The organism is Solibacillus ferritrahens (assembly GCF_037027585.1).
Lineage (GTDB): Bacteria > Bacillota > Bacilli > Bacillales_A > Planococcaceae > Solibacillus > Solibacillus ferritrahens.
On record NZ_JAXCLE010000025.1, the window covers coordinates 1 to 22,452 of the forward strand.

At 36.9% G+C, this 22,452-nt stretch carries 22 protein-coding genes; 5 read left to right on the top strand and 17 right to left on the bottom strand.

Features of this window, described 5'->3' with window-relative positions:
- On the top strand, nt 1-471 hold a 471-nt coding region (locus SNE38_RS17280), incomplete at its 5' end, for a transposase (RefSeq protein ID WP_336046981.1).
- 155 nt (nt 472-626) lie between these two features.
- Here the strand turns inward: SNE38_RS17280 and SNE38_RS17285 are convergent.
- The 9 genes from SNE38_RS17285 to SNE38_RS17325 all read right to left on the bottom strand — a co-directional run bounded on the left by SNE38_RS17285 (nt 627) and on the right by SNE38_RS17325 (nt 10,529).
- Nucleotides 627-1,112 carry a YtxH domain-containing protein gene (locus SNE38_RS17285; protein WP_191705187.1) on the bottom strand — a complete coding sequence of 162 codons (486 nt, stop codon included), beginning with the start codon at nt 1,110-1,112 and terminating at the stop codon, nt 627-629.
- A gap of 32 nt (nt 1,113-1,144) precedes the next feature.
- Nucleotides 1,145-1,660 carry a DUF948 domain-containing protein gene (locus SNE38_RS17290; RefSeq protein ID WP_191705188.1) on the bottom strand — a complete coding sequence of 172 codons (516 nt, stop codon included), beginning with the start codon at nt 1,658-1,660 and terminating at the stop codon, nt 1,145-1,147.
- A gap of 286 nt (nt 1,661-1,946) precedes the next feature.
- Nucleotides 1,947-3,245 (bottom strand): UDP-N-acetylmuramate--L-alanine ligase, encoded by a 1,299-nt coding sequence (gene murC / locus SNE38_RS17295; protein WP_191705189.1) that lies wholly within the window; start codon nt 3,243-3,245, stop codon nt 1,947-1,949.
- Nucleotides 3,246-3,393: 148 nt separating this feature from the next.
- Nucleotides 3,394-6,444 (bottom strand): DNA translocase FtsK, encoded by a 3,051-nt coding sequence (locus SNE38_RS17300; protein ID WP_336046983.1) that lies wholly within the window; start codon nt 6,442-6,444, stop codon nt 3,394-3,396.
- Between the two features lie 196 nt (nt 6,445-6,640).
- Entirely contained in the window at nt 6,641-7,255 is a 615-nt protein-coding gene (gene ytpR / locus SNE38_RS17305) for a YtpR family tRNA-binding protein (RefSeq protein ID WP_191705191.1), read from the bottom strand.
- On the bottom strand, nt 7,252-8,067 hold the full coding sequence (locus SNE38_RS17310) for a DUF1444 domain-containing protein (protein WP_191705192.1): 816 nt from the start codon (nt 8,065-8,067) through the stop codon (nt 7,252-7,254). Before SNE38_RS17310 ends, ytpR begins: the two co-directional genes overlap by 4 nt.
- A 109-nt stretch (nt 8,068-8,176) precedes the next feature.
- Nucleotides 8,177-8,695: a hypothetical protein gene (locus tag SNE38_RS17315; protein WP_336046985.1), complete on the bottom strand. Its 519-nt coding sequence runs from the start codon at nt 8,693-8,695 to the stop codon at nt 8,177-8,179.
- 71 nt (nt 8,696-8,766) lie between these two features.
- Nucleotides 8,767-9,303 carry a DUF84 family protein gene (locus SNE38_RS17320; RefSeq protein ID WP_336046997.1) on the bottom strand — a complete coding sequence of 179 codons (537 nt, stop codon included), beginning with the start codon at nt 9,301-9,303 and terminating at the stop codon, nt 8,767-8,769.
- 149 nt (nt 9,304-9,452) lie between these two features.
- Nucleotides 9,453-10,529: a M42 family metallopeptidase gene (locus SNE38_RS17325; protein WP_191705195.1), complete on the bottom strand. Its 1,077-nt coding sequence runs from the start codon at nt 10,527-10,529 to the stop codon at nt 9,453-9,455.
- A 145-nt stretch (nt 10,530-10,674) separates the two neighbouring features.
- Between SNE38_RS17325 and SNE38_RS17330 the strand changes: the two genes are divergently transcribed.
- The gene (locus tag SNE38_RS17330; RefSeq protein ID WP_191705196.1) at nt 10,675-10,989 is read left to right on the top strand and encodes a hypothetical protein; all 315 of its coding nucleotides are present in this window, start codon (nt 10,675-10,677) and stop codon (nt 10,987-10,989) included.
- Nucleotides 10,990-11,092: 103 nt separating this feature from the next.
- Here the strand turns inward: SNE38_RS17330 and SNE38_RS17335 are convergent, their stop codons facing one another.
- The 5 genes from SNE38_RS17335 to pepV form a co-directional block, all read right to left on the bottom strand.
- The gene (locus SNE38_RS17335; RefSeq protein WP_336046986.1) at nt 11,093-11,953 is read right to left on the bottom strand and encodes a YtnP family quorum-quenching lactonase; all 861 of its coding nucleotides are present in this window, start codon (nt 11,951-11,953) and stop codon (nt 11,093-11,095) included.
- Between the two features lie 24 nt (nt 11,954-11,977).
- Complete coding sequence (gene trmB, locus SNE38_RS17340; protein ID WP_191705198.1) at nt 11,978-12,625, bottom strand: tRNA (guanosine(46)-N7)-methyltransferase TrmB; 648 nt, start codon at nt 12,623-12,625, stop codon at nt 11,978-11,980.
- 150 nt (nt 12,626-12,775) lie between these two features.
- The gene (locus tag SNE38_RS17345) at nt 12,776-13,783 is read right to left on the bottom strand and encodes a nuclease-related domain-containing protein (protein ID WP_191705199.1); all 1,008 of its coding nucleotides are present in this window, start codon (nt 13,781-13,783) and stop codon (nt 12,776-12,778) included.
- A 115-nt stretch (nt 13,784-13,898) separates the two neighbouring features.
- A complete protein-coding gene (dat, locus tag SNE38_RS17350; RefSeq protein WP_336046987.1) occupies nt 13,899-14,750 on the bottom strand; it encodes a D-amino-acid transaminase in 852 nt (283 codons plus the stop codon).
- Nucleotides 14,751-14,768: 18 nt separating this feature from the next.
- Entirely contained in the window at nt 14,769-16,163 is a 1,395-nt protein-coding gene (pepV, locus tag SNE38_RS17355; RefSeq protein ID WP_336046988.1) for a dipeptidase PepV, read from the bottom strand.
- 326 nt (nt 16,164-16,489) lie between these two features.
- Between pepV and SNE38_RS17360 the strand changes: the two genes are divergently transcribed.
- Entirely contained in the window at nt 16,490-16,711 is a 222-nt protein-coding gene (locus SNE38_RS17360; protein WP_008408196.1) for a DeoR family transcriptional regulator, read from the top strand.
- Nucleotides 16,712-16,901: 190 nt separating this feature from the next.
- On the opposite strand, the gene SNE38_RS17365 is transcribed toward SNE38_RS17360, so the two are convergent.
- Entirely contained in the window at nt 16,902-17,609 is a 708-nt protein-coding gene (locus tag SNE38_RS17365) for a pseudouridine synthase (RefSeq protein ID WP_191705202.1), read from the bottom strand.
- Between the two features lie 50 nt (nt 17,610-17,659).
- On the bottom strand, nt 17,660-19,276 hold the full coding sequence (locus tag SNE38_RS17370; RefSeq protein WP_191705203.1) for a putative polysaccharide biosynthesis protein: 1,617 nt from the start codon (nt 19,274-19,276) through the stop codon (nt 17,660-17,662).
- 253 nt (nt 19,277-19,529) lie between these two features.
- Here SNE38_RS17370 and SNE38_RS17375 point away from each other — a divergent pair, with 253 nt between their 5' ends.
- Nucleotides 19,530-20,792 carry a BaiN/RdsA family NAD(P)/FAD-dependent oxidoreductase gene (locus SNE38_RS17375; RefSeq protein ID WP_336046989.1) on the top strand — a complete coding sequence of 421 codons (1,263 nt, stop codon included), beginning with the start codon at nt 19,530-19,532 and terminating at the stop codon, nt 20,790-20,792.
- Between the two features lie 80 nt (nt 20,793-20,872).
- A complete protein-coding gene (locus tag SNE38_RS17380) occupies nt 20,873-21,688 on the top strand; it encodes a cysteine methyltransferase (RefSeq protein WP_191705205.1) in 816 nt (271 codons plus the stop codon).
- A 35-nt stretch (nt 21,689-21,723) separates the two neighbouring features.
- Here SNE38_RS17380 and trhA read toward each other — a convergent pair whose 3' ends face one another.
- The gene (gene trhA / locus SNE38_RS17385; protein WP_336046990.1) at nt 21,724-22,365 is read right to left on the bottom strand and encodes a PAQR family membrane homeostasis protein TrhA; all 642 of its coding nucleotides are present in this window, start codon (nt 22,363-22,365) and stop codon (nt 21,724-21,726) included.
- Nucleotides 22,366-22,452: the final 87 nt, after the last annotated feature.

The window sequence follows — 22,452 nt, forward strand, 5'->3', positions numbered from 1 at the left end:
CCTGTTCTTCCTTATACAAGACCGAAAACGAAAGATGGCTTCTTCCGTAAACATGAGTATGTCTATGATGAACATTATGATTGCTATATTTGCCCGAATGACCAGATGTTGCGCTATACAATGACGACGAAAGAAGGCTATCGCCAATACAAATCGAATCCAGCGGTTTGTGCGGATTGCCCATTTCTAGCACAATGTACGGAAAGTAAAAATCATACGAAAATGATTCAGCGACATATTTGGGCAGATTATCTAGAAGAAGCCGAACATCTTCGTCATCATCATGAAATTAAATCCATTTATGCAAAACGAAAAGAGACAGTTGAACGTGTCTTTGCGGATGCGAAAGAGAAGCATGGTATGCGATGGACAACACTAAGAGGCCTTAAAAAATTGTCCATGCAGGCGATGCTTACTTTTGCTGCCATGAATTTGAAGAAACTTGCCACATGGACTTGGCAAGGAGCTTAGATGAGGGCATCTTCCCTCGAAAAGGAGACCTTTTACAGAACTTCGGAGCTTAATTTGATAAAAGAAATGACAAAAGGCATCGAGAGACGAGCTCTCGATGCCTTTTGTCGACAATCTGAGGCTTCCAACATTTATTGGAAGCCTTTTTGCATTTATTACATATCAGTATGACGTGTAGAATTTGCAAGATCAGGATCTGTATTTACACTATCAGGGTCTGCATTTTCAGCAGCTATTGCCTGAGATTTTGGATCATCTACTTTAGCAACTTCGTCTAAAGGTAATGGTTCTTCCCCTTCGGAAGATGCTGTTCCATCATCAAATACTGGCGGTTGTTTTACTGTTTTCCCTTTTACTTTTTCAACAATTGATGAAGATTGTTCTTTTAATTGAGTAGACAGTTGAGCAGTCTTTTCTTTTGCTGTCCCGGAAAGCTCGATACTTTTATCTTTCAAAGTTACAGCTTGTACCGCTACATCGTTGCGCATTTCACTGCCTGTTTTTGGAGCTAATAATAACGCAGTGGCTACCCCTACAATTCCACCAACTAATGCCCCAATTACAAAATCTTTTACATGAATTTTTTCATCATCATAAATTGAATCATTAAGCTGTTGATAGTTAACTCGTTTTTCTTCCATAATAATACTCCCCCTTGACATTTTAAAATAATTTACCCATTATTTCTTTTCAAAAACCCAAATTTTGATTTTGCCTTCATATTTGGTGGTGTTTCATTTGTTTTAGTACTCGTATAAATAATATCTTCATCGTTAATTGGCTTACGCTGACGCCATTGATCCGCGATACCCATTGCGACATTACTCCACTGAACAACTTGTGCAATTTTATCTTCATTTTTGTGAACTTCTGTAGAAATTGATGTAGTAATGCGTTGTACCGATGAATTTAAACTATTTACAGAATCGCCTACCCCTTTAACAGCGTGGACTACAGAATTAAGCTTCTCCGACTTTTCAGAAATATCATCAGCCAATGCATTTGTTTTTGTAAGTAAGCTGGTCGTCTCACGGGTAATGCCTTCCATTTGCCCTTCAATTCCAGCAACCGTTCCGGCAATAGAATTCAATGTATTCTTTACAGAAAACAGTGTCATACCGATGCTTACACATAACACTAAAAATCCGATTGCAGCTACTAATGCAGCTATATAAAGTAGTACTTCCATAATGTTACCTCCTATATCTAGTCCATTTAAACATTCGACAAAAAACCTGACAATCCTTTTCTTTGAAAACATATTTCGCCAAAACTACACGAAATATAAGTTTTTCACTCGTGAAATTATTACAATCATATATTTTTTTCACTCACTCAAAAATGAATGTGCCTTTTGTCCATATTGTCATATTTCCCATTCCATCAGTTAATAAAACCCATTATAAATATTAGTTCTATCATTTATGTATGAAAAACAGCTTATCCTCTAATCCAGGTTAAGCTGTTTTTCTTTTTTATTTCAAAATAGCTTCGAAAGCATCTTGATATTTATGAACATCTCCCGCTCCCATGAAAAGGAACACGGCATTTCCATGCTTTTTAAGATCGTCAATTGTATCAAGAGTCAGTACAGTGCACCCTTCGATAAGGCAAGCTAAGTCTTCAATGGAAAGTTCACCTTGTTTTTCACGAGCAGAACCGAAAATATTACATAAATATGTTGTATCTGCCCCACTTAAACTATCCGCAAAATCTTGCAAAAAGGCTTTTGTTCGAGTAAAAGTATGTGGTTGGAATATCGCAACGATTTTACGTTCTGGATATTTTTGACGTGCGGATTGTAAAGTTGCCGCAATTTCAGTAGGATGGTGTGCATAATCATCTACTAAAACAATGTCGCCAATTTTTGATTCCGTGAAGCGGCGTTTTACCCCTCCATAAGTATTAAGTCGTTCCTGAATTAAATTTGCTGGTATGCCTTCATAATGACAGAGTGAAATAACCGCTAATGAATTTAAGATTGTATGATCCCCAAATAGTGGAATAAAGAATTTACTATAAAATTCATTGCGAACATATACATCAAACACAGTACCTTCAGTTGTTTTCTCAATATTACGAGCTGAAAAATCATTGGCAGAATCAAAACCATAATACACAACTGGTACATTCGCTTGAATTTTTTGAAGCTGTTCATCATCTCCACATGCAATGATTGCTTTATTCACTTGTAATGCTAATTGTTGGAATGCATCATATACATCATCAATGCTCGTAAAATAATCTGGGTGATCAAAATCAATATTCGTCATTACAGCATAATCCGGATGATAGGCTAGAAAGTGTCGGCGGTATTCACATGCTTCCATTACAAAGTACGATGCATCTTGTGTACCAGAACCCGTACCATCTCCTATTAGATAAGAAGTTGGCATATAGCCTCCTACAACATGACTCATTAAACCAGTTGTTGATGTTTTACCGTGCGCCCCAGTAATAGCAATAGATGTATAGCGATTGCTATACTCACCCAAAAACTTATGATAACGGATAACCTCTAAACCTAATTCACGTGCACGCACTAATTCGGGATGGTCATCATTAAATGCATTACCTGCAATTACTGTTAAGCCTTCTTTAATATTATTTTCATCAAATGTTAGAATTTCTATTCCTCGGTCACGTAAAGGTTGCTCTGTAAAATAATACGTATCTACATCAGAACCTTGTACTTGCTCTCCAGCATCAAATAAAATCTGCGCAAGTGAACTCATTCCTGAACCTTTAATACCTGTAAAATGATAGCGTGTCATTATTGTTAAAACCCTCCTAGGATGCATTGATCCCATTGAAATTATTAATTTATTGTTTTCAAAGTTATGCCTACATTATAGCACCAAATATACGTAACAATAATTGAACGACAATTCTAAATTTATTATCATTCAATTATCCTGTAGCTTATCCGCCAAATTGCTCAACTAAATCTTCCTCAGTTATAAATACATCTCTCGGCTTGCTTCCCTTTGGTTCAGAAACAAAGCCTTGACGTTCTAACATGTCTATTAGTCTTGCCGCTCGATTGTAGCCTATATGATAACGACGTTGTAAAAGTGATGTCGACGCTGAGCCTTGTTCATATACAAATCGGCATACTTCTTCAAACAATTCATCTTGGTCCTCTACTGTTTCAGAGCGTTTTAATAATTCTTCTTGCTTAAATATATATTGTGGCTCTCCCTGTTCACGTACATACTCAATAATTTCCTCTATTTCATCATCAGTAACAAATGTACCTTGAATTCGGGTAGGAGCGGACATTCCATTTCCTAAATATAACATATCCCCTCGCCCTAGCAAGCGTTCTGCGCCTTGTGTATCCAAAATTGTACGAGAGTCAATTTGAGATGATACTGAAAAGGCAATACGTGTTGGAATATTGGATTTTATTAGTCCTGTAATGACATCCACAGAAGGGCGCTGTGTTGCAACAATTAAATGTATCCCTGCAGCGCGAGCCTTTTGAGTAATTCGAACAATGCTATCTTCTACATCTTGAGGAGACATCATCATTAAATCCGCCAACTCGTCTATTACAATCAACAAGTATGGGAGCTTTTGTGCATACATTCCATTTGCGTCACACATTTTATTATATGCTTCTATTTTACGTGCACCGCTATGCATAAATAACTGATATCGTCTTTCCATTTCTTCCACTGCCCATTTTAGTGCGGCAGTAGCAGCTTTAACGTCCGTTATAACAGGACTTACTAAATGCGGAATATGATTAAACGGTGCCAATTCAACCATTTTTGGATCAATTAACATTAGTTTTAATTCATTAGGATTTGCTTTATATAGTAAACTCACTAAAATCGAGTTAATACATACCGACTTACCAGAGCCTGTTGCCCCTGCAATAAGACCATGTGGCATTTTTCGTAAATCAATGGTTACAGGTTTACCTGTTAAATCCAAACCTAAAGCAGCCTCTAATGGAGAATCAGAATTAGTAAACGATGCTGAATCCGTCACTTCAGATAATCGTACGGAACGGGAAATCCGGTTTGGAATTTCAATCCCAATTGAACGTTTCCCTGGAATTGGTGCATCAATTCGAATATCTTTTGCAGCTAGCGCCAGTTTAATATCATCAGTTAAATTACGGACTTTACTTACTTTAGTCCCTTGCCCGACTGTGATTTCAAACTGCGTTACAGCAGGTCCTTGCACGATTGACTCAATATGCGCCTGAATTTGGAAGTGGGATAATGCTTCGACTAAATTCTCTCCCTGTTCGTCCATCCAATCACGATCTTCTACCATTTCCTCAGGTGGCACTAAATACTCAAGTGGTGGTTTCACATAAGGGATCCGTTTTGGCAATTGAGGAGTTTCTATAGCTTCCTCGCTGTTATGTTCAATTAAAGGTAATTCCTGAACTTCCGTAGTAGCGGCTACTTCGAGCAACTCTTCCAATGGTTGCTGCACATTTTCATCACGCTCCAATAAACCAACAGAAGTCAAAGGCAAGTCATTTATTGGTTCTGTTCGTACCTCGCTGTCTACACCCTTTTGTAACGGTTCATGTTGTAAGATAATTGTTTCAGTTTTATCTTCTTCCTGTCCATCAGATAGGGCTAATGGATTTGTATCTATAAGATTATTCTGCTCATTATCCAATCGTTGAGTGGTAGCGACTTCATTGTTAAATGTAGTGGTCATAGTCATCTCAGAATTTACCAATTCATTTTGACCGTTACCCTCTTCAATATCCTCTTTAATGCCTTCTTCTACTACTTCCGACTCTATAACAATATGCTTCTGTTGACTTAATTGTTGCTCGACAAATTTCTTTGTTAGCAACTTTTGTTTATCTGATTTCAACATGACAACATTGAATGGCAGACGACTTCCCGTACTGACAGGTTTTACTGTTTCCTCACTCTTTTGCTCGATTACAGTACTTTCGTCTGTCGAAGGAATTTGCTCAACATTTAATTGACCGATATGAATTGTGGAATTTTCAATCGTTACATGTTTTACCTGTACATCATTCATAGTTTCTGCAGCAGTAGTCTCTTCTATTGTTTCCTTTTCTTCTACTTCTTCTATCACCATATCAGGCGGTGATAGGTCTTTATTATCTGTCGCTTCAGTTAGATCTTGTTGTTCCGAAACGTCATCTTCCACTTCAAACAGAATAAGCTCTTTTTCACTACTTGTTTCCGTCTCAATTACAATTTCACTATGTTGTAACAACTCTTCACTTGTACTTTGTTCAACTGTTTCTTGTTGTACCGGTTCAGTAGAATGTTCAACAGCTTCTTCAGAAAATTGATTGAGCGCTTCAATATTTTCAGGTTCAATATTTACTGTTAATTCAGGTACTTCATTTTTTTGCTGTTCTTCCGCCTCTTGGTGTTTTTCGATTAGCTTTTCAATGGGTGTTGGCTTTTTAAATCCATGTACAGGCGAAGGTACATCTGTAGGAATAAAGCGTTTTCTCAATTCAATTGGTTTCGCAGCTTGGTTGCTGACATGTTTTTCTTCAAGCGTCGGTTTTTTGCGTAAATTTTCACGATCTTCTTTCAGAATTGGCATTCGGCGTACTGGATCATTCTTCTGTATGACATTTGAATGTCCTTTTCCTTTACGGCGTCGCTCCAGCAGCTCTCCAATACCAGAGACTTCCACATCATAGATTTCACGGCCAGCAGAAGACTTCTGCAAATAACTTGGCAATGAAAGCTTTTCATTGTCTTCATCATAAAAGCTAGTTGTTTGGCGCTGTTGCTCTTCTTTTTGTTCTGCTTCTTTAAATTCATCTTCAATTAAAGGGAATCGAAATGCTTTTTTCTTACGATCTCGATCTGCCTGCTCATTAAAGTCAGGCTGCACTTTATTTTGTTCGTTGGTATCGGTGTTTGTATAACTTTCTTGTTCATCATATTCTTCATATAAATCCATCTTAAACAATTTATTAAATTTATTTTTTATCCAGCTCATAAATACCCACTACTTTCCTTAAAAACGTTGCCATTCAAATTTCATTATTTAAACGGTCTTTATATGTATATAAGATTTATACACCTCAAAAGCATATCATATTTGCAGTATAAATGCGCTTTGTCACTCATATTTTTAAACATAAAAAAAGTTAGTATGAAGAGGCTAGGCTCAACATACTAACTTTTATCTTCCCCTAACGAGAAGGTATTTCGAATGGGCTACCTACTTCGGCAGAATCCTCTAAGACTAAAATCCCTTTTACCTCTGGAGCACCTGGAATTGCTAGTTCACGTGCCGAACAAAGCATACCAAATGAATCTTCTCCACGTAAATTTCCTTCTTTAATTAATAACCCTGAAGGCATAACCGCACCGACTTTTGCTACTACTACTTTTTGGCCAGCTTCAACATTAGGTGCGCCACATACGATTTGTAATGTCTCGTCACCTACATTTACTTTACATACACTTAGTTTATCAGCATTTGGGTGTTTTTCTTTTGCTTCTACATAACCTACAACGAATTTAGGGGAGAAATCTACATCCAAAGAAATTTCTGCACCATTAGTCGTTAAGGCTGTCTCTATTTTTTGCACTAATTCAGGTGTAACTTCCACATTGCCTGCTACATCCAAGTCCAAATATTTGCTAGCATTGAAAAGGTTGAATGCTTTTATTTCACCAGTTGATTCTTCTTTTAAGATGGCTACGTCACCAGCACGTTCAACCTCTGTTTTTACAATGGATTCTGTTGCTAACTGAACTAATAGGACATCTCCTACATGTGTTTTGTTGTATGCTACTTTCATTTTTCTTCTTGCTCCTTTTTTACTTTGTTTTTCGCTAAAATAAATATTGGTTCTAAATGACCGTTTTCATATACAAATGACAAGCTCGTAATCGGAACCGCGCCAACTGTAAAGAAATGCATTGTCATCTGCGCTAATACATCATACCCTACTTCATTTCGAATATCACCAATAATTAATACATCCTGGTGTGGCACAGATACTGTCATTTCTCCTTCAATTTTACTTTCCATTTCCTTTAAAAAGCTTTCGTTCAATATACGGCTCGCATCATAACCGTCATTCTGATTTAAAAAATAATAGATATTGCCCGAAACTTCATCACGTTTTACAGAAGTCGGCAATTTTTTTACAGAAAAACGGGCAGCTTCGCGGATCTGCTCCTCTGATACACTTAATTTTGGTAGCATTGATTCATCAATTAAACGATAAGTTGTCCCTAAATCAAGTGCATAATAAATACGAGTTTCAGCAGTGTGACTTGTCATTACAAAGGTATGGCCTTCATTTGATTTTTTGGGGAAGGATGTGGAACGAATAATAGGATATACTGAAGCCAATCCTCCAAAACCTTGCTCCTCTTCTCGTTCCATTGCTAAAAAGGTTTGTTCAATTGTATAAACAACTTCATCAATAGCCTGATTTTTTTTCGTTTTGTACTTCGTCACTATTTCCGGTAAAAAAATGTCCATTCCTTTTCCGATTTTTTTGTGATCCAGACGCAATTTATCGTGCTTCTCATCGAATGTGAATGTAAAATTAGCCTCACCCAATTTAGTCTTTAGTTCAGCTACTAATTGCTTCGATTCCATTCAACCACTCCTTTATCTAATCAAAAACGGTCCACAAATGTGAACCGTTTCATCTACTTAACCCATTGTAGCAAAAAAGCAATACGAATACTTTGCGCAATGCTTCAAGCTAATCAATAACGTTGACAGTCTGTACAATTTCCATCATTTCCTGAATTTTGGTATCCAATTTTTTGTCTTCGGAAATTGTTGATAATTTAACCCCGCCTAAATTAGCGATGAGTTCATATTTCCCTTTAGATTGCTCTACAACTCCTGAAAACCCGAATAGATCATCAGACTTGAAGGTTTTTTCCTCCACGATTTTACCTGTACTCTCGCTCTTAAAAATATCATAATGCAGCTGACTATCATTTGTTTCATTTTGGTTTACAAATAAAATATATGAATCTTTACCATTTAGAATTGTATAATTTAATTCATCAATTCCTTTTTCAATACTATACCCCGCTGGCAAGTACAGCTCTATATGTCCAATTGATTTATTCACTTCTTTTGGTTCACTACTGAACACCGTTTCGGCATTTTCCATTCCAGCTATAGCTTGGTCCTCAACTGATAGGCTGCACGCAGTCAAAACAGCAACTATTACGATAAGTAAAGCTGCTTGTATCCATTTACGACCCATAGTTTCCCCCCTCTTTCAGACTTTCTATCGTATCATAATAATTTTTCAACCTGCAATGCAACGAAAATGATTTACATTTGTTCGTTTTGATCTCTGCTCATTTTGAATAATACTTGTCCAACTAATAGCTTCACGATATGTTCAAACATTGCTTTACGATCGATTAAATTATGTGTAAAGATGCCAACTGCACCTTGATGGTGACGAATATTTTCAATATTAGTATAGACGTCCATGACAGGTCCAAGTTCCTTCCCTATCCGAAGCTCCCGTGCGATTTCTTCAGGCAACGCAAATTGCGCACCAGAACTAGCAATAATCGTTCCATCTTTTAAATTCACAGCTCCCCAGTTACAGCAATACATTGTCCCTTCAATTTCATCAACCCCACCTTCAAGGCCAAATGTTATATCGGCATTTGTTTTCATCATTGTATTACGTGCACGATTAATGGCACCTTGTCTTGTTTCTTCATTTGAAAAAGGTTGAATAGATACATCAGAAGGGACATCTATACTCTCTATTGTAGCTTCTGGGAAGAACTGCTTGACAATTGCTTCGACAGCGCCAACTTTCGCTTTATTTTTCGTTCCGACTGCTACTTTCATCTTTTCATCTCCAAGTTGTTTCAATTAAGAAACAGTTCTTAAAAACCGTTTCCTTATGTAGATTGCTTATTGCTATCCCGTCAATTTCACAAAAAAACAAGGATGCAATTATTTCACATCCTTGTATTATAATATATTCTTCTATTTTTTTATACGTTTGCACGTATTGAATCAATTGTTGAACGATCTGCCGATTGAACTAACTTTACAAGCAGCTCTTTTGCCGCTGCATAATCATCCACATGAATAATGGAAGCGGATGTATGAATATAGCGGGAACAAATTCCAATTACAGCAGAAGGGATTCCATCATTTTGCGTATGCACACGTCCTGCATCCGTACCACCTGGAGATACGAAATATTGGTAAGGAATTTTATTTGTTTCGGCTGTATCCAAAACAAATTCGCGCATCCCGCGATGAGTCACCATTGAACGGTCAAAAATACGTAATAATGGACCGTTGCCTAATTGTCCAAACTCATTTTTATCACCAGATGTGTCATTTGCTGGTGAGGCATCTAATGCAAAGAATAAGTCTGGCTTAATCATATTTGCTGAAACTGCAGCACCGCGCAACCCGACTTCTTCCATTACGTTTGCACCGGAATAGATATGGCTATTCACTTCTTTTCCATGAAGTTCCTTTAAAAGCTCGATTGCCAATCCGCAACCATAACGGTTATCCCAAGCTTTCGCCATTATTTTTTTAGGGTTTGCCATTGGTGTAAATGGACATACGGGAATAATTGATTGACCAGGACGTACCCCTAACTTTATCGCATCTTCTTTTGAATCCGCTCCGATATCGATTAGCATATTTTTAATATCCATCGGTTTTGAACGCTCTGCATCTGTTAATAAATGTGGAGGAATTGATGCAATAACCCCTGGAATTTCAAGTTCTTTAGTATAGACTGTCACACGCTGTGCCAGCATTACCTGGTTCCACCAGCCACCAAGCGTTTGGAAACGAATCATTCCATTATCTGTGATGGAAGTAACCATGAACGCTACTTCATCCATATGACCTGCCACTAAAATTTTTGGTGCATTCTCATCCTTTGCTTGACGGACTCCAAAAACGCCACCTAAATTGTCCTGAATAATTTCATCTGAATATTTTTCTAATTCTGAACGCATAAAATTTCGAACCGCACGTTCATTACCTGGTGCTCCAGGCAGTTCTGTTAAAGTTTTAAATAGGGCCAGTGTGTCTTGATTCATTATGTAACACCTCTAAAAGTAGATTTGCACATATTATAACACAAAATTAATTGAGTATTTCGACTTTCGAACCTTCTATTTTTTTTACACTATTTTATGAGTATGTTAAAGTAAGTATAGTGAATATTTTGAGGAGGTTTTTGAGATGAACTTAAAAGATTTTACAATAGGACTTGTAACTGGGGTGGCAGCCGCTGTCATCGTAAAGGAAATGAGCAATCGCGTTGCGCCATACGCAAATCCTGATCATATTTTAACAAATATTAAAGATGAATTTAAAAAGCAGGCACCGATTGATGGTTCTTGGATTTACATGAAAACTGAAAACTTTAGTAATGGCTTTACAGAAACACCAGTATACCGCGGTGGTATTTCCCGTACGATGAATGGGGAGATAGAAAACTACGAATTTGCAGCTGATGCTCGTTCTGGTGCAATTGTGGATATTAAACAAGTTTAAAAATATAAATGCGATGACGAAATTTGTCTTCGTATAAATATTATATGTACGAAATTGATGGAAAAAGCGCCTGCATGAAATAATCATGCGGGCGCTTTTATGGTTATTTTATCAAAGCTTCTTTAGAGCGTTCTAAGCTATCGATAACTTCCTTGCCCGAAGTATCCCATTGAATCATACGGTAATACGCATCATGATAGAAAATAAATCGGTAGTTATTTTCCAGTGCTTCTTTCAGTAACTTTTCCTTTGCAAATACGCTCGTCATTGGATAGTCATCATACGCTAATACCCATAGCGGATTTTGGTGGGCATGGGTTGGCATAATATCCGCCATATGTAGCGCCACTTCACCATTTTGCTCTAGGCGAATAATCGCATGTCCTTCACTATGGCCACCCGTATGAATCATTTTTAGACCTGGTGCTACTTCAAGCTCACCCTCAAAAGTTTTAACTAAATGTTGTACTGGCTCCCAATTTTCTTTCCAATACGTATTTTTCGAGCGAATATTCGGGTTGCGCATCTCATCCCACTCGATTTGTGTTGTGTAGATTACAGCATTCGGGAAGACAGGAACAAGCTTGTCACCTTCCCACTTAGTTAAACCGCCTGCATGATCAAAATGAAGATGTGTCATTAAAATTGCATCAATATCACTTGGCTGCAAACCGACTTTAGCTAAGCTTGGTTCAATAGTTGATTCTTCCGAAACGCCGAAATTGCGAAGTTGCTTTTCATTTAATTTTCCGGCACCAACACCAGAATCCACTAAATAATTTTTCCCCTCATATTGAATTAAGATTGGTTCACATGCTAATTCAATTTGATTCAGTTCATTTACCGGATATTTACGAGACCACAGTGCTTTTGGCACTACCCCAAACATAGCCCCGCCATCTAGTGCTGTAACACCCCCATGTATCCATGTTAGTGTCATGTTGTGAAATTCAAATCGATCCATTTCTCCATCCCCCTAAATCATAAATTATTTAGTTTTGAATTGACATTCTAGTCGATAAATTGGTTGACCGAGCTTCGAGAATCTTTCCTCGTACTCTGTCATAATATTATCTTCCGGCATATTCGCATGCAAATCTAAAGAAACATATTTTAATGCCATGCCGTATTCATTCATACTTACTAGCGAATATTCAAAAAGACCACGGTTATCCGTTTTGAAGTGGATTTCCCCGTTATCGACTAAAACATTTTCATAAATTTTCAAAAAACCGCCATGTGTTAATCGACGTTTCGCATGACGCACTTTTGGCCATGGATCCGAGAAATTCAAATATACACGGTCCACATCCCCTTTTCCGAAAAACTCTTCTAGCTTTGCACCATCGACTTTTAACAAACGCAAATTCGATGGTTTGTCTGCTGCTACGATTTTTTCCAAGGCACATACTATAACACTATCAAATAATTCAATTCCAATATAGTTAATATCAGGGTTTTGAAGAGCCATCCCTAATACAAATTGTCCTTTGCCAGTACCCACTTCAATATGAATTGGGTTGTCATTACCAAATACTTCATTCCATTTCCCTTTATAATGCTCAGGGTTTGGGATAATCACATCCGGATGTTCCTGAATATAATCTGCTGCCCATGGTTTATGCTTTAATCTCACTTACTTATCCTCATTTCTGTTGTTTGCATGTCTCATATTATAGCTTATAAAAACGATTTTTGCTAAACTCCATGCTTTTTTAGACCCGATATTTAAATAACAATCAAGCTAATATGTAAATAAAGAATAGCTACTATTTAAATTGTTTTGTTAATCTTCCTTATTACCTTCTGTATTCCAAATATCCCGATTAAATGAAGTTGTTTGAGCCGCATTTAAAATGGCCTGGGCTCCACGAATTTGCATATGCTTCATCGGTGAAACAGAGCGTTTCAAGTAGTTCATCCATTCCGGGAATTTCCGTTTATCAACAAATGAAATACCATACATTGTCCCTGGATAATCAATATAGCCATTTCTTGTTAGTAATACTTTACGAATTGGTAATTCAATATTATTTTGAACAAAGATTTGGTCGATTATTTTTTCCATACGGTTTAATTGAATTAGTGGACTTAAAAGCTTTTTCTCATTTTTGCCTACTTTTTTAGTCCAGAAACGCTCGCTATTTGCAATAAATACAGCCTGCTCCTCTTGTTCTAATAAAGTAATGCATAAGCATTCTGTTGGCGTTAAAATGATAACGTCCAATTCTATTGGTGCTTTTTTCACTCTTAATATCGGGAAGTAAAAAATCAAATAATTATCAGGTAATGTTTGTAACATTGAACGCAACAATGTATCCCGCATATATTTTGGATCTACATAGGATTTTTCTCGTAATGTCGAGCTGGCCCATTTCATTTGAAAGTGGAAAAACTGATCTATAAACATTTTCTTTAACTCTTCTATAGTTTGTGGTGTATATACGATATTCGGTTCAAATAATAACGTTGTTTCCTCTTCTTGAAATTCATCATTTTCCACTGCCCAATCATTTGAAATCGTTACTTTTTCAATATCTTCTTGTTCTTCACTTTCTTCACTAAGTTTATCTTTTTTAAATGGGAAGAATTTTTGGAACAGTGAAGTTTTTTTCTCTTCCTGAACATTGTCTTCCTCTATATGTTCCCAACGCTCAATCATTTCACCCGCTTGCCATTGATACTTTACCCGATCCCACTGGTTTTGCTTTAAGCGTATAAATTGTGTTGGATAACGCGCTAAATCAATTTCATAACGTGAAATATAATCCTGAAGTTTTACTAACTGAGCCATTTTATCTTCTCCCTAAATTCATTGCTAATCATTAATACTTATATTTTACAGGTTATTGTACAAAAAAAATAGCGTATTGCTAATAAGCAACACGCTAAAATATTTAATTTGACAACTATGCATTAATTCCTTTTGGAATTTTTGTTTCAAATTGAGCTTGTAATTTTCGTGTCCAATCCCCTGGTGTACCATTACCAATAACGGTACCATCCACTTCGATAATTGGTGTTACTTCAGAAGTAGTTGATGATACGATTACTTCGTCCATTGCAAGAAGCTGTTCTTTCGTCATTGGCTGTTCGTTCACCGGTAACCCGATTTCTGCAGCACATTTAATGATAACTTGACGTGTAATCCCATTTAAAATTAAATTGTTTGCTGGGTGTGTATAAAGCACGCCCTCTTTAATTCCGTATATGTTTGAAGAAGAACCTTCTGAAATTACATCCCCACGATGTAAAATTGCTTCATAGCAACCTTTTTCAAATGCTTCCTGCTTTGCCAGCACAGCACCAAGCAGGTTTAATGATTTAATATCACAACGCAGCCAGCGAATATCTTCCACAAATGTTGCCTTTACTCCATTTTCAAAGTTTTTATATGGACGTGGGTTTTCTTTCGTATTTCCTGTTAATACTGGCTTTACATCATCACCAGGGAAAATATGATTACGTGGACCTGCACCACGTGTAATTTGGAAATAAACATGACCAGTATCAATATTGTTTACTTCTATTAACTGATGAAGTAAATGATGCAATTTATCTTTCGTATAAGGAATGACAATACGAATTTTCTCGGCACTGTCATAAAAACGGTCAATATGCTCATTTGCTGTAAACATTTCACCATTATATACTTTTACTACTTCATAGACACCGTCACCAAATTGATAACCGCGGTCTTCCTTGTCTACTACTACTTCTTCATCTTTTATAATTTGATCATTCCATAAACTAAAGCTCATCTCAAATACCACCTTTTATTAGTTAGTTGCTAAATTTACAATCGCTTCTGCATAAATGGCAGTCGCTTTTATTAAGTTTTCAATATCAACAAATTCATCTGCCTGGTGTGCAACATCGGCTTCACCAGGGAATAACATCCCGAATGCCACCCCTTTTTTCATAACGCGGGCATAGGTGCCTCCACCAGTTGAAAGTGGCTTCGAATAATCATTGCTGTATTTACGATACACTTGCAATAATGTTTGGACTAAATTATCTTCCTCGCTAACATAATGCGGGTTTGAGTTACTCACAACATCTAACGTAAATAATTCATGCTGTAATAATGATTGTACTCTTGTTATTTTTTCTTCAAATGGATAGGAAACTGAATAACGCATGCTAACTTCAATTGATGCTCCATGCTTATCAAAATTTACAATTCCAGGATTTAATGTTGTTGGTCCTGACATCGAATCTTCATAATCAAGTTCCAATGCAGCTCCAAAATGATCTTTATCAAATACGCTGACGATAAAGTCCACAAAGGCTTTACTTTGTTTAGTTGTTACAACACTTTGTAGAAACTTGGTTAAGTAAACAGCAGCATTTTTCCCTTTCTCAGGTTCCATTGCATGGGCTGATTTTCCTTTAACAACTATTATAATCCCATTTTCCGCTTTAGTGAAAGTACCTTCCACACCATTTTCTTTTAAAAATTTCTGAAAATTACCACTTAAGTCCGTATCAGCATATTTTAAAATAGCAGTTGCTTCGTCTGGTACCATATTAGTTCGTTTTCCTGCATAGAATGAGGTAAGTTGCTCATCACTTGAATATTTTTCCTTACTGGAGAAACTTAAATGGGCAATTCCTTTTTCTGCATTGATTAATGGGAAATCTGCATCCGGAGCAAAACCGACAGTTGGCATATCTTCTTTTTCAAAATAGCGTGTTACACATTGAAATCCGCTTTCTTCATCTGTACCAATAATCATTCGGACACGTTTTGTTAATGGAATCTTTGCATCATGTATTAATTTCATCGCTAACCAGGCAGCCATTGTCGGACCTTTATCATCGATTGCACCACGGCCAAATAGTTTTCCTTCTACTACTTGCCCTTCAAAGGGTGGGTATGTCCAATTTTGAAGATCTCCAGCCGGAACTACGTCAACATGGCAGAGTACTCCGACAATTTCTTCACCTTGGCCCATTTCAATATGACCTGCCATATTATCAATGTTTTTTGTTATCATTCCTTGCTCTATACCTTTTTGCAGCATAAAATCCAGTGCTGCTTTAGGTCCAACACCAAAAGGTATTATATCAGAAAAATTATTTTCATCTTTTACGCTTTCAATTTGAATTAATTGCTGTAATTCTTGAATGAGCTCTTGTTCTCTTGCTTTTGCCATCTGTAACCAATCCATAAGTGCACCTCATTTTTATAATATTGTTATTGTACTCTTTCTTAACAAAATTACAATATTCATTTGGCATTTTCACAAAGAACTATATTTCTATTAATATTAAAAATATGAATTTTCTGTAAAAATATCAAAAATTGCAACTCAATTCTGGAATTTTATTTAATTTTTCGCTATAATGTATGTGTCGGAACATCTATTCTGACCAAACTTTCAGAAAAGGGGATGTCTAAGGCAAACAACTAAAGCCTAAGTGCACTCCGCACACATTTTGTCGTCCGCTAGTCTTATGCCATGAGAATTTAAGATCGAAGGAGTGGTTTTTAGAAATGAAACCAACTACTGATAGAATGCTTAATCGTATTAAAGACGTGTATATGTTTATCCTCAATAAAGGAGAAGTGACTACACAGGATTTAGTCGAAGAGTTTAACATCACTCCTCGCACCATTCAAAGAGATTTGAATGTGTTAGCCTTCAATGACTTGGTAATGAGTCCAAGTCGAGGTAAATGGACAACGACGAAGAAAAAAGTAAAAATGACATCTTAGAATTCTTGAAAGCGGCTGATTCTTTATTTTGTGAGAAAGGACTAATTTTGTCCCAACATAACGTAAGGTGTCGATCAGTTACACAATGAAATATTATGAACGTTGATCCTTAGTAAACGTTTATCAAGTTCTTGATAAAGAGAACTAAAAAGCGAATGCCTTTTCGTCGGGGCATTCGCTTTTACTTTATTTATTTGCTTAACAGATTGAGTTCCTGTTCTGTAAGCTCTCGATATTCACCTAGTGCCAGCTGCTCATCCAGTTGCAATGGTCCCATCGACAAACGTTTTAAGTAGGTAACTGTTTTACCAACCGCCTCAAACATGCGTTTTACTTGATGGAATTTCCCTTCCTGTATCATGAGTTCTATTTCCGATTGCTCACCTGAGTGTAGTATTTTTAATTCCCCTGGCTTTGTATGATACCCATCATCCAGCGTAACTCCCTTAGCAAAAGCTTCAACATCCTCTTTTGTTACAAGCCCATCAATTTTGGCATAATACCATTTTGGGACATGCTTTTTTGGAGATAATAAGTTATGTGCTAAGTTCCCGTCATTGGTAATGAGTAAAAACCCTTCTGTATCTTTATCCAGACGCCCTACAGGAAATGGCTCGAAATGCTGGAAATCTGGATCTAATAGATCAATAACTGTTTGATCATATCGGTCCTCTGTTGCAGAAATGACACCGGGTGGTTTATTCATCATTAAGTAAATAAACTCTACATATTCTACACGTTCGCCCAGTACCGAAACATCCTGCTTTTCAGGATTGACATGCATCGCCGAATCCTTCACAGTAATGCCATCTACGGTTACCGCCTTTTGCTTTAACAGTTGCTTTACTTCTTTACGTGAGCCGTAGCCCATGTTTGCCAATAATTTATCTAAACGCATATTGTCCTCCATGTAAAAAGGGGACGCCTTTATTAGAGACGTCCGCATTTTTATTTTACTAATCTTAATTTACGTGCGAGTTTTGTTAGCTTATCGCCTAATAATAGCTGTGCTAACCCTAATTTATAGGATATTGTACCATAAACAAAGACACCGACAGTCGCACAAACAACTGCATAAAGCAGTGCTAATAGTTTTGATGTTGCAGGTGCAATCGCTGATAATGCTGCATGAGTTAACGAAACGGCTAATGCCATTAAAATAGTTAATATAATAATTAATAATATTCGGCGTACTACAACTTTCGCATTGTAGTTGGTCACTTTGTTTATAACAAAGATATTAATAATTATCGTAACACTATAACCAAGTGCTGTTGCTAAAATGGCTCCATCAACAGACATTAAGTGGATAAGTGGCGTATTTAATACCGTCTTTACGAACAAGCCAACTAATAAGCTGAAAATAACCCATTTTTGATAATTAACCCCTTGCAGTATCGCGGCTGTTACAGTAAATAGCGCAAATAAAATAGCCACAGGTGCATAATGGCTTAACACTTGTGTTCCCATCTCGCTAAAGGAGTAGAAGAAATGATATAAATCTTCCGCTAAAATCGAGATTCCGATAGCGGCTGGTACCGTAATAAACAGTAGTACTTGATAGGTCTTATCCATAGCATTGTGTACTTGTCGCAAATTGCCTTCTGTATAAAATTTCGTGACCGTCGGAATAATTGCCATCGAAAACCCTGTCGCCAAAACGACTGGAATCATGACTATTTTTTGGGTTAACAAATTAAGCATTGTAAAGTAGGCTTCACTGATGTCTCCTGAAATCCCACTGGCGTTCATTGCACGGATGAATGTCAGCAGGTCCACAAGTTGGAATAAGGAGCTCCCTAACCCAACGAATACAACAGGAATCGAATATTTGAAAATCTCTTTATACATATCCGAATAAGGAAGTCTACGCTCTTTCGGTGCAACAACTTGAACCGCTTTAATATCAGGACGAAGCTTTTTCCAAAAATAAAACAGCGTCACAAGCCCGCCAAGAGCACCAATAAATGCAGCAAATACGGAGAAATTGATTGCTGTTATTTCATCGCCATCCATAACATTGACAACAATAAAAGCACCGCCTAGTAAAAAGACAATGCGCACAATTTGTTCGACTAATTGTGAAACAGATGTCGGCAAATAATGCCCATACCCTTGCAAATAACCCCTTACTAAACTCATGAATGGCACAACAATTAATGCATAGCTTACCCATTTAATAACATTCGCAACTTGCTCGACGCTAAACGTCTGATCTTCACTATCAATAACTATATTGGCAAGCGGTGTTGCAAGCAAATTCATTAAAATAAATGCTATGATTCCTGTTAGTGTCATCAGGAGGGCTCCTGTTTTTACTAAACGACGACCAGCATCAAAATCACCTAATGCATTATATTTCGAAACAAATTTCGATACTGCAATTGGCAAACCCGCAATGGCAATACTTAACATAATGTTATACGGAATGTAAGCGTAGTTGTACAAGACAATATTTTCTTCACCTACAATGGCATAAAACGGGAAAATGTAAATTAATCCTAAAAGCTTTGACAGAAACAAACCGATAGTTAATATGGCTGTTCCTTTCATTAATGAAGACATGAAATGACCTACCGTTCTATATAAAAATTCTCTTAATATACCTTTATTTAATCGTCTTATTCTTTTGCGAAGTCAAATTTTGTTCTCGAAAGACAATGACGGACTGTGCTTTGTTATAGTTCCCGAGCATTTCCTTTTACAAGTTTACATGTGAAAGGCCATTTACTCAAATAGTTTCTTCAATTCATGTATAATAAGTAGAAGAAAAAATCGTTTAAAGAAAATTTGTATAAAAGAGAGTGAGAAATAATATATGTATGATGTGATTGTAATTGGTGGCGGACCATCTGGATTAATGGCAGCTATAGCCGCAGCCGAAAAAAATAGAAAAGTACTCCTACTTGAAAAAGGCTCGAAACTTGGGAAAAAACTCGCGATTTCAGGGGGAGGACGTTGTAATGTAACAAATCGTTTATCAGCAGAAGAAATTATTAAACATATTCCTGGCAATGGTCGCTTTTTATACAGCCCTTTTACAGTTTATAACAATGAAGACATAATTGCATTTTTCGAAGGGCTTGGCGTCCCGTTAAAAGAAGAAGATCACGGTCGCATGTTTCCAGTTTCCGATCGTGCACAGGATGTTGTCAATGCACTCGTAAACGAAATGAAGCGTCTGAAAGTGGAAGTGCGCTTGCATACAGCGGTTAATAAACTTTTAATGGATGACGAAAAGATTTATGGTGTCCGTTTGGAAAGTGGCGATGAAATCCGCGCAAATGCTGTAGTTGTAGCAGTTGGCGGGAAAGCAGTTCCTCAAACGGGGTCAACCGGTGATGGCTACCCATGGGCAGAACGTGCGGGTCATACAGTAACGACTTTATACCCGACAGAAGTACCTGTTACATCAAAGGAGCCGTTTATCCAATCTCGTGAACTGCAAGGATTAGCATTACGAAATGCGGCTGTTTCAGTGCTTAATAAAAAAGGGAAAGTTCTCGTAACACATCAAATGGATATGTTATTTACACACTTTGGATTAAGTGGTCCCGCAATATTACGTTGCAGTCAGTTTATAGTAAAGGAGCAGCTCAAAACCGGTAGCGCTCCTGTGCAAGTACGTATTCAGTCATTACCTGACTATAATGAAGAAACATGTTTTCAAATGTTAAATAAGACGATTAAAGACGAACCGAAAAAGGCTGTTAAAAATTTATGGAAGTCACTAGTACCTGAACGTTGGCTATTATTTTTAATGGAGCGTGCCGACATTGACGCTACGTTAACTGGCATTGAATTATCACAAGAGAAAATTCGCAATCTCGCACGTGAACTTGTTGCATTTACGATGGATGTTCATGGCACCCAGCCTATCGAAAAGGCATTCGTCACAGGCGGCGGGATTTCTGTAAAGGAAATTGAACCTAAAACGATGGCTTCCAAGAAAAAGCCAGGGCTATTTTTCTGCGGGGAAATTTTAGATATTCATGGCTACACAGGCGGCTATAATATTACCTCTGCACTTGTAACTGGAAGAATTGCAGGAATGAGTGCCGGACAAATCAAACAATTATAATTTTTATCACAAAAATACTAGTACTCCTAATAATTCCCTAGTATCATAAAAGGTATGTACACTCAGGAGGATATGATGCGATGCATAATTCCGAAACAAAACAAACAATGCTCTTTTTAGCATCAGACGAGCTTATGCAAACTCATTTGACTTGCAAAAAAATTAGCGACAGTAATAAAGATGAATTTACTTTTTCAATAAGGGCTTTTTGCTATATCGAAAAAAATGAATCCTATGCCAAAAACGTACCGTTAAAATTGACTCTCGGTTTAAATAAAAAAGGCCTAGGGATGTCACTGGCTATTGATTTAGCAAATATACCAAATGTTTTTCCAATGCAATTAAAAAAAATAATCGAGCACATTCAAAAAAGCCCGACGCTCTTACAAAGTGTATGTCAGCAGCTTGATAAAATTGCTGTTTCATCATCAATTGAAGAAGCTGTACAAGCTAAACTTGCCAAACATTTTCTTATTGAAAATGCTCCTCAAGGAATTACGAGCTATACAACGAATCGGCAAGCGAACCAACTATATTGGCTTATGGACCAGAATCAAATAATTTCCAGTATAAGTCCTTTTAAAATAGATGGTGAAGGTGGACATATAGCATTTACAGTACAGATTGGCTTTAAGCATGAATTTATAATGCAATGTTATGAAGTGGAATGCATGATGCATTTATTTAATGAAGAGGACAAACTAGGCTATTATTTCGAACTGTATTTGGATCAGGAAAACTATCATCATCAGCTTTTGTATGATACATTGCCGGATCAATTTATGGACAACAAAGTGTTTTTAAATCAAGTATTGGAAGAAATGAAAAAACGAAACGAAGAACAATATAACGATTACTTACAGGACTTAATTGAAAAGTTCACTTCTAGCATCTAAAAGAGTCAATCCGAAAATCGGATTGACTCTTTATTTTATACATATAAGTAAATGGCCAAAAACATTGCCACACTGCCCCCCATGACAAATAAATGCCAAATTGCATGGTTGTATGGAATGCGGTTATTTTTGTAGAAATACGTACCGACCGTGTAGGATAAACCACCGATTAATAAAGTAAGAAAACCGGCTGTGCCTATATGTGCAAATAAGGGCTTCGCAACAAAAATGATGATCCAACCCATTCCGATATAAACAAACAGCGATAATACTTTAAATCGGTGAACGAAAAACTGTTTTAGCACTATACCAACTGTCGCCAAAATCCATTGAATGGCAAAAATAGTCCAACCTAATTTACCACCTATAGCAACTAATGCAATTGGTGTATATGTCCCGGCAATTAGTAAGAAAATCGAACTGTGATCAAGCTTTTTCAGAAATGTTTTATGTGACGGCCATGAATGATACATTGTTGATGCAAAATAGAGGCAGAACATTGATATCCCAAAAATAACATAGCTAATTAGCTCGATAGTCGAGCCCTGATTTTGCGCTTTATTAATAAGCACCAATGTAGCAGGGATTGTCAAGACTGCCGCAATTCCATGTGTTAGGCCATTCCAAAATTCTTCCTTCGTACTATACTTACTTTGTTCAAACATGATTTGTGTCATAAAGCCACCTCTTTCTTCTCTTTCCAGTATAAAAATCAACAAGTACTTGTAATAGAAGTAGTTGTCATTAGTTCCATATGATATTTA

Coding starts and splice junctions, on each gene's coding strand:
- SNE38_RS17285 (WP_191705187.1), bottom strand. CDS start 1,112: ATGGAAGAAAAACGAGTTAACTATCAACAGCTTAATGATTCAATTTAT.
- SNE38_RS17290 (WP_191705188.1), bottom strand. CDS start 1,660: ATGGAAGTACTACTTTATATAGCTGCATTAGTAGCTGCAATCGGATTT.
- murC (WP_191705189.1), bottom strand. CDS start 3,245: ATGACACGCTATCATTTTACAGGTATTAAAGGTTCAGGAATGAGTTCA.
- SNE38_RS17300 (WP_336046983.1), bottom strand. CDS start 6,444: ATGAGCTGGATAAAAAATAAATTTAATAAATTGTTTAAGATGGATTTA.
- ytpR (WP_191705191.1), bottom strand. CDS start 7,255: ATGAAAGTAGCATACAACAAAACACATGTAGGAGATGTCCTATTAGTT.
- SNE38_RS17310 (WP_191705192.1), bottom strand. CDS start 8,067: ATGGAATCGAAGCAATTAGTAGCTGAACTAAAGACTAAATTGGGTGAG.
- SNE38_RS17315 (WP_336046985.1), bottom strand. CDS start 8,695: ATGGGTCGTAAATGGATACAAGCAGCTTTACTTATCGTAATAGTTGCT.
- SNE38_RS17320 (WP_336046997.1), bottom strand. CDS start 9,303: ATGAAAGTAGCAGTCGGAACGAAAAATAAAGCGAAAGTTGGCGCTGTC.
- SNE38_RS17325 (WP_191705195.1), bottom strand. CDS start 10,529: ATGAATCAAGACACACTGGCCCTATTTAAAACTTTAACAGAACTGCCT.
- SNE38_RS17330 (WP_191705196.1), top strand. CDS start 10,675: ATGAACTTAAAAGATTTTACAATAGGACTTGTAACTGGGGTGGCAGCC.
- SNE38_RS17335 (WP_336046986.1), bottom strand. CDS start 11,953: ATGGATCGATTTGAATTTCACAACATGACACTAACATGGATACATGGG.
- SNE38_RS17345 (WP_191705199.1), bottom strand. CDS start 13,783: ATGGCTCAGTTAGTAAAACTTCAGGATTATATTTCACGTTATGAAATT.
- dat (WP_336046987.1), bottom strand. CDS start 14,750: ATGAGCTTTAGTTTATGGAATGATCAAATTATAAAAGATGAAGAAGTA.
- pepV (WP_336046988.1), bottom strand. CDS start 16,163: ATGGATTGGTTACAGATGGCAAAAGCAAGAGAACAAGAGCTCATTCAA.
- SNE38_RS17360 (WP_008408196.1), top strand. CDS start 16,490: ATGAAACCAACTACTGATAGAATGCTTAATCGTATTAAAGACGTGTAT.
- SNE38_RS17365 (WP_191705202.1), bottom strand. CDS start 17,609: ATGCGTTTAGATAAATTATTGGCAAACATGGGCTACGGCTCACGTAAA.
- SNE38_RS17370 (WP_191705203.1), bottom strand. CDS start 19,276: ATGTCTTCATTAATGAAAGGAACAGCCATATTAACTATCGGTTTGTTT.
- SNE38_RS17375 (WP_336046989.1), top strand. CDS start 19,530: ATGTATGATGTGATTGTAATTGGTGGCGGACCATCTGGATTAATGGCA.
- SNE38_RS17380 (WP_191705205.1), top strand. CDS start 20,873: ATGCATAATTCCGAAACAAAACAAACAATGCTCTTTTTAGCATCAGAC.
- trhA (WP_336046990.1), bottom strand. CDS start 22,365: ATGACACAAATCATGTTTGAACAAAGTAAGTATAGTACGAAGGAAGAA.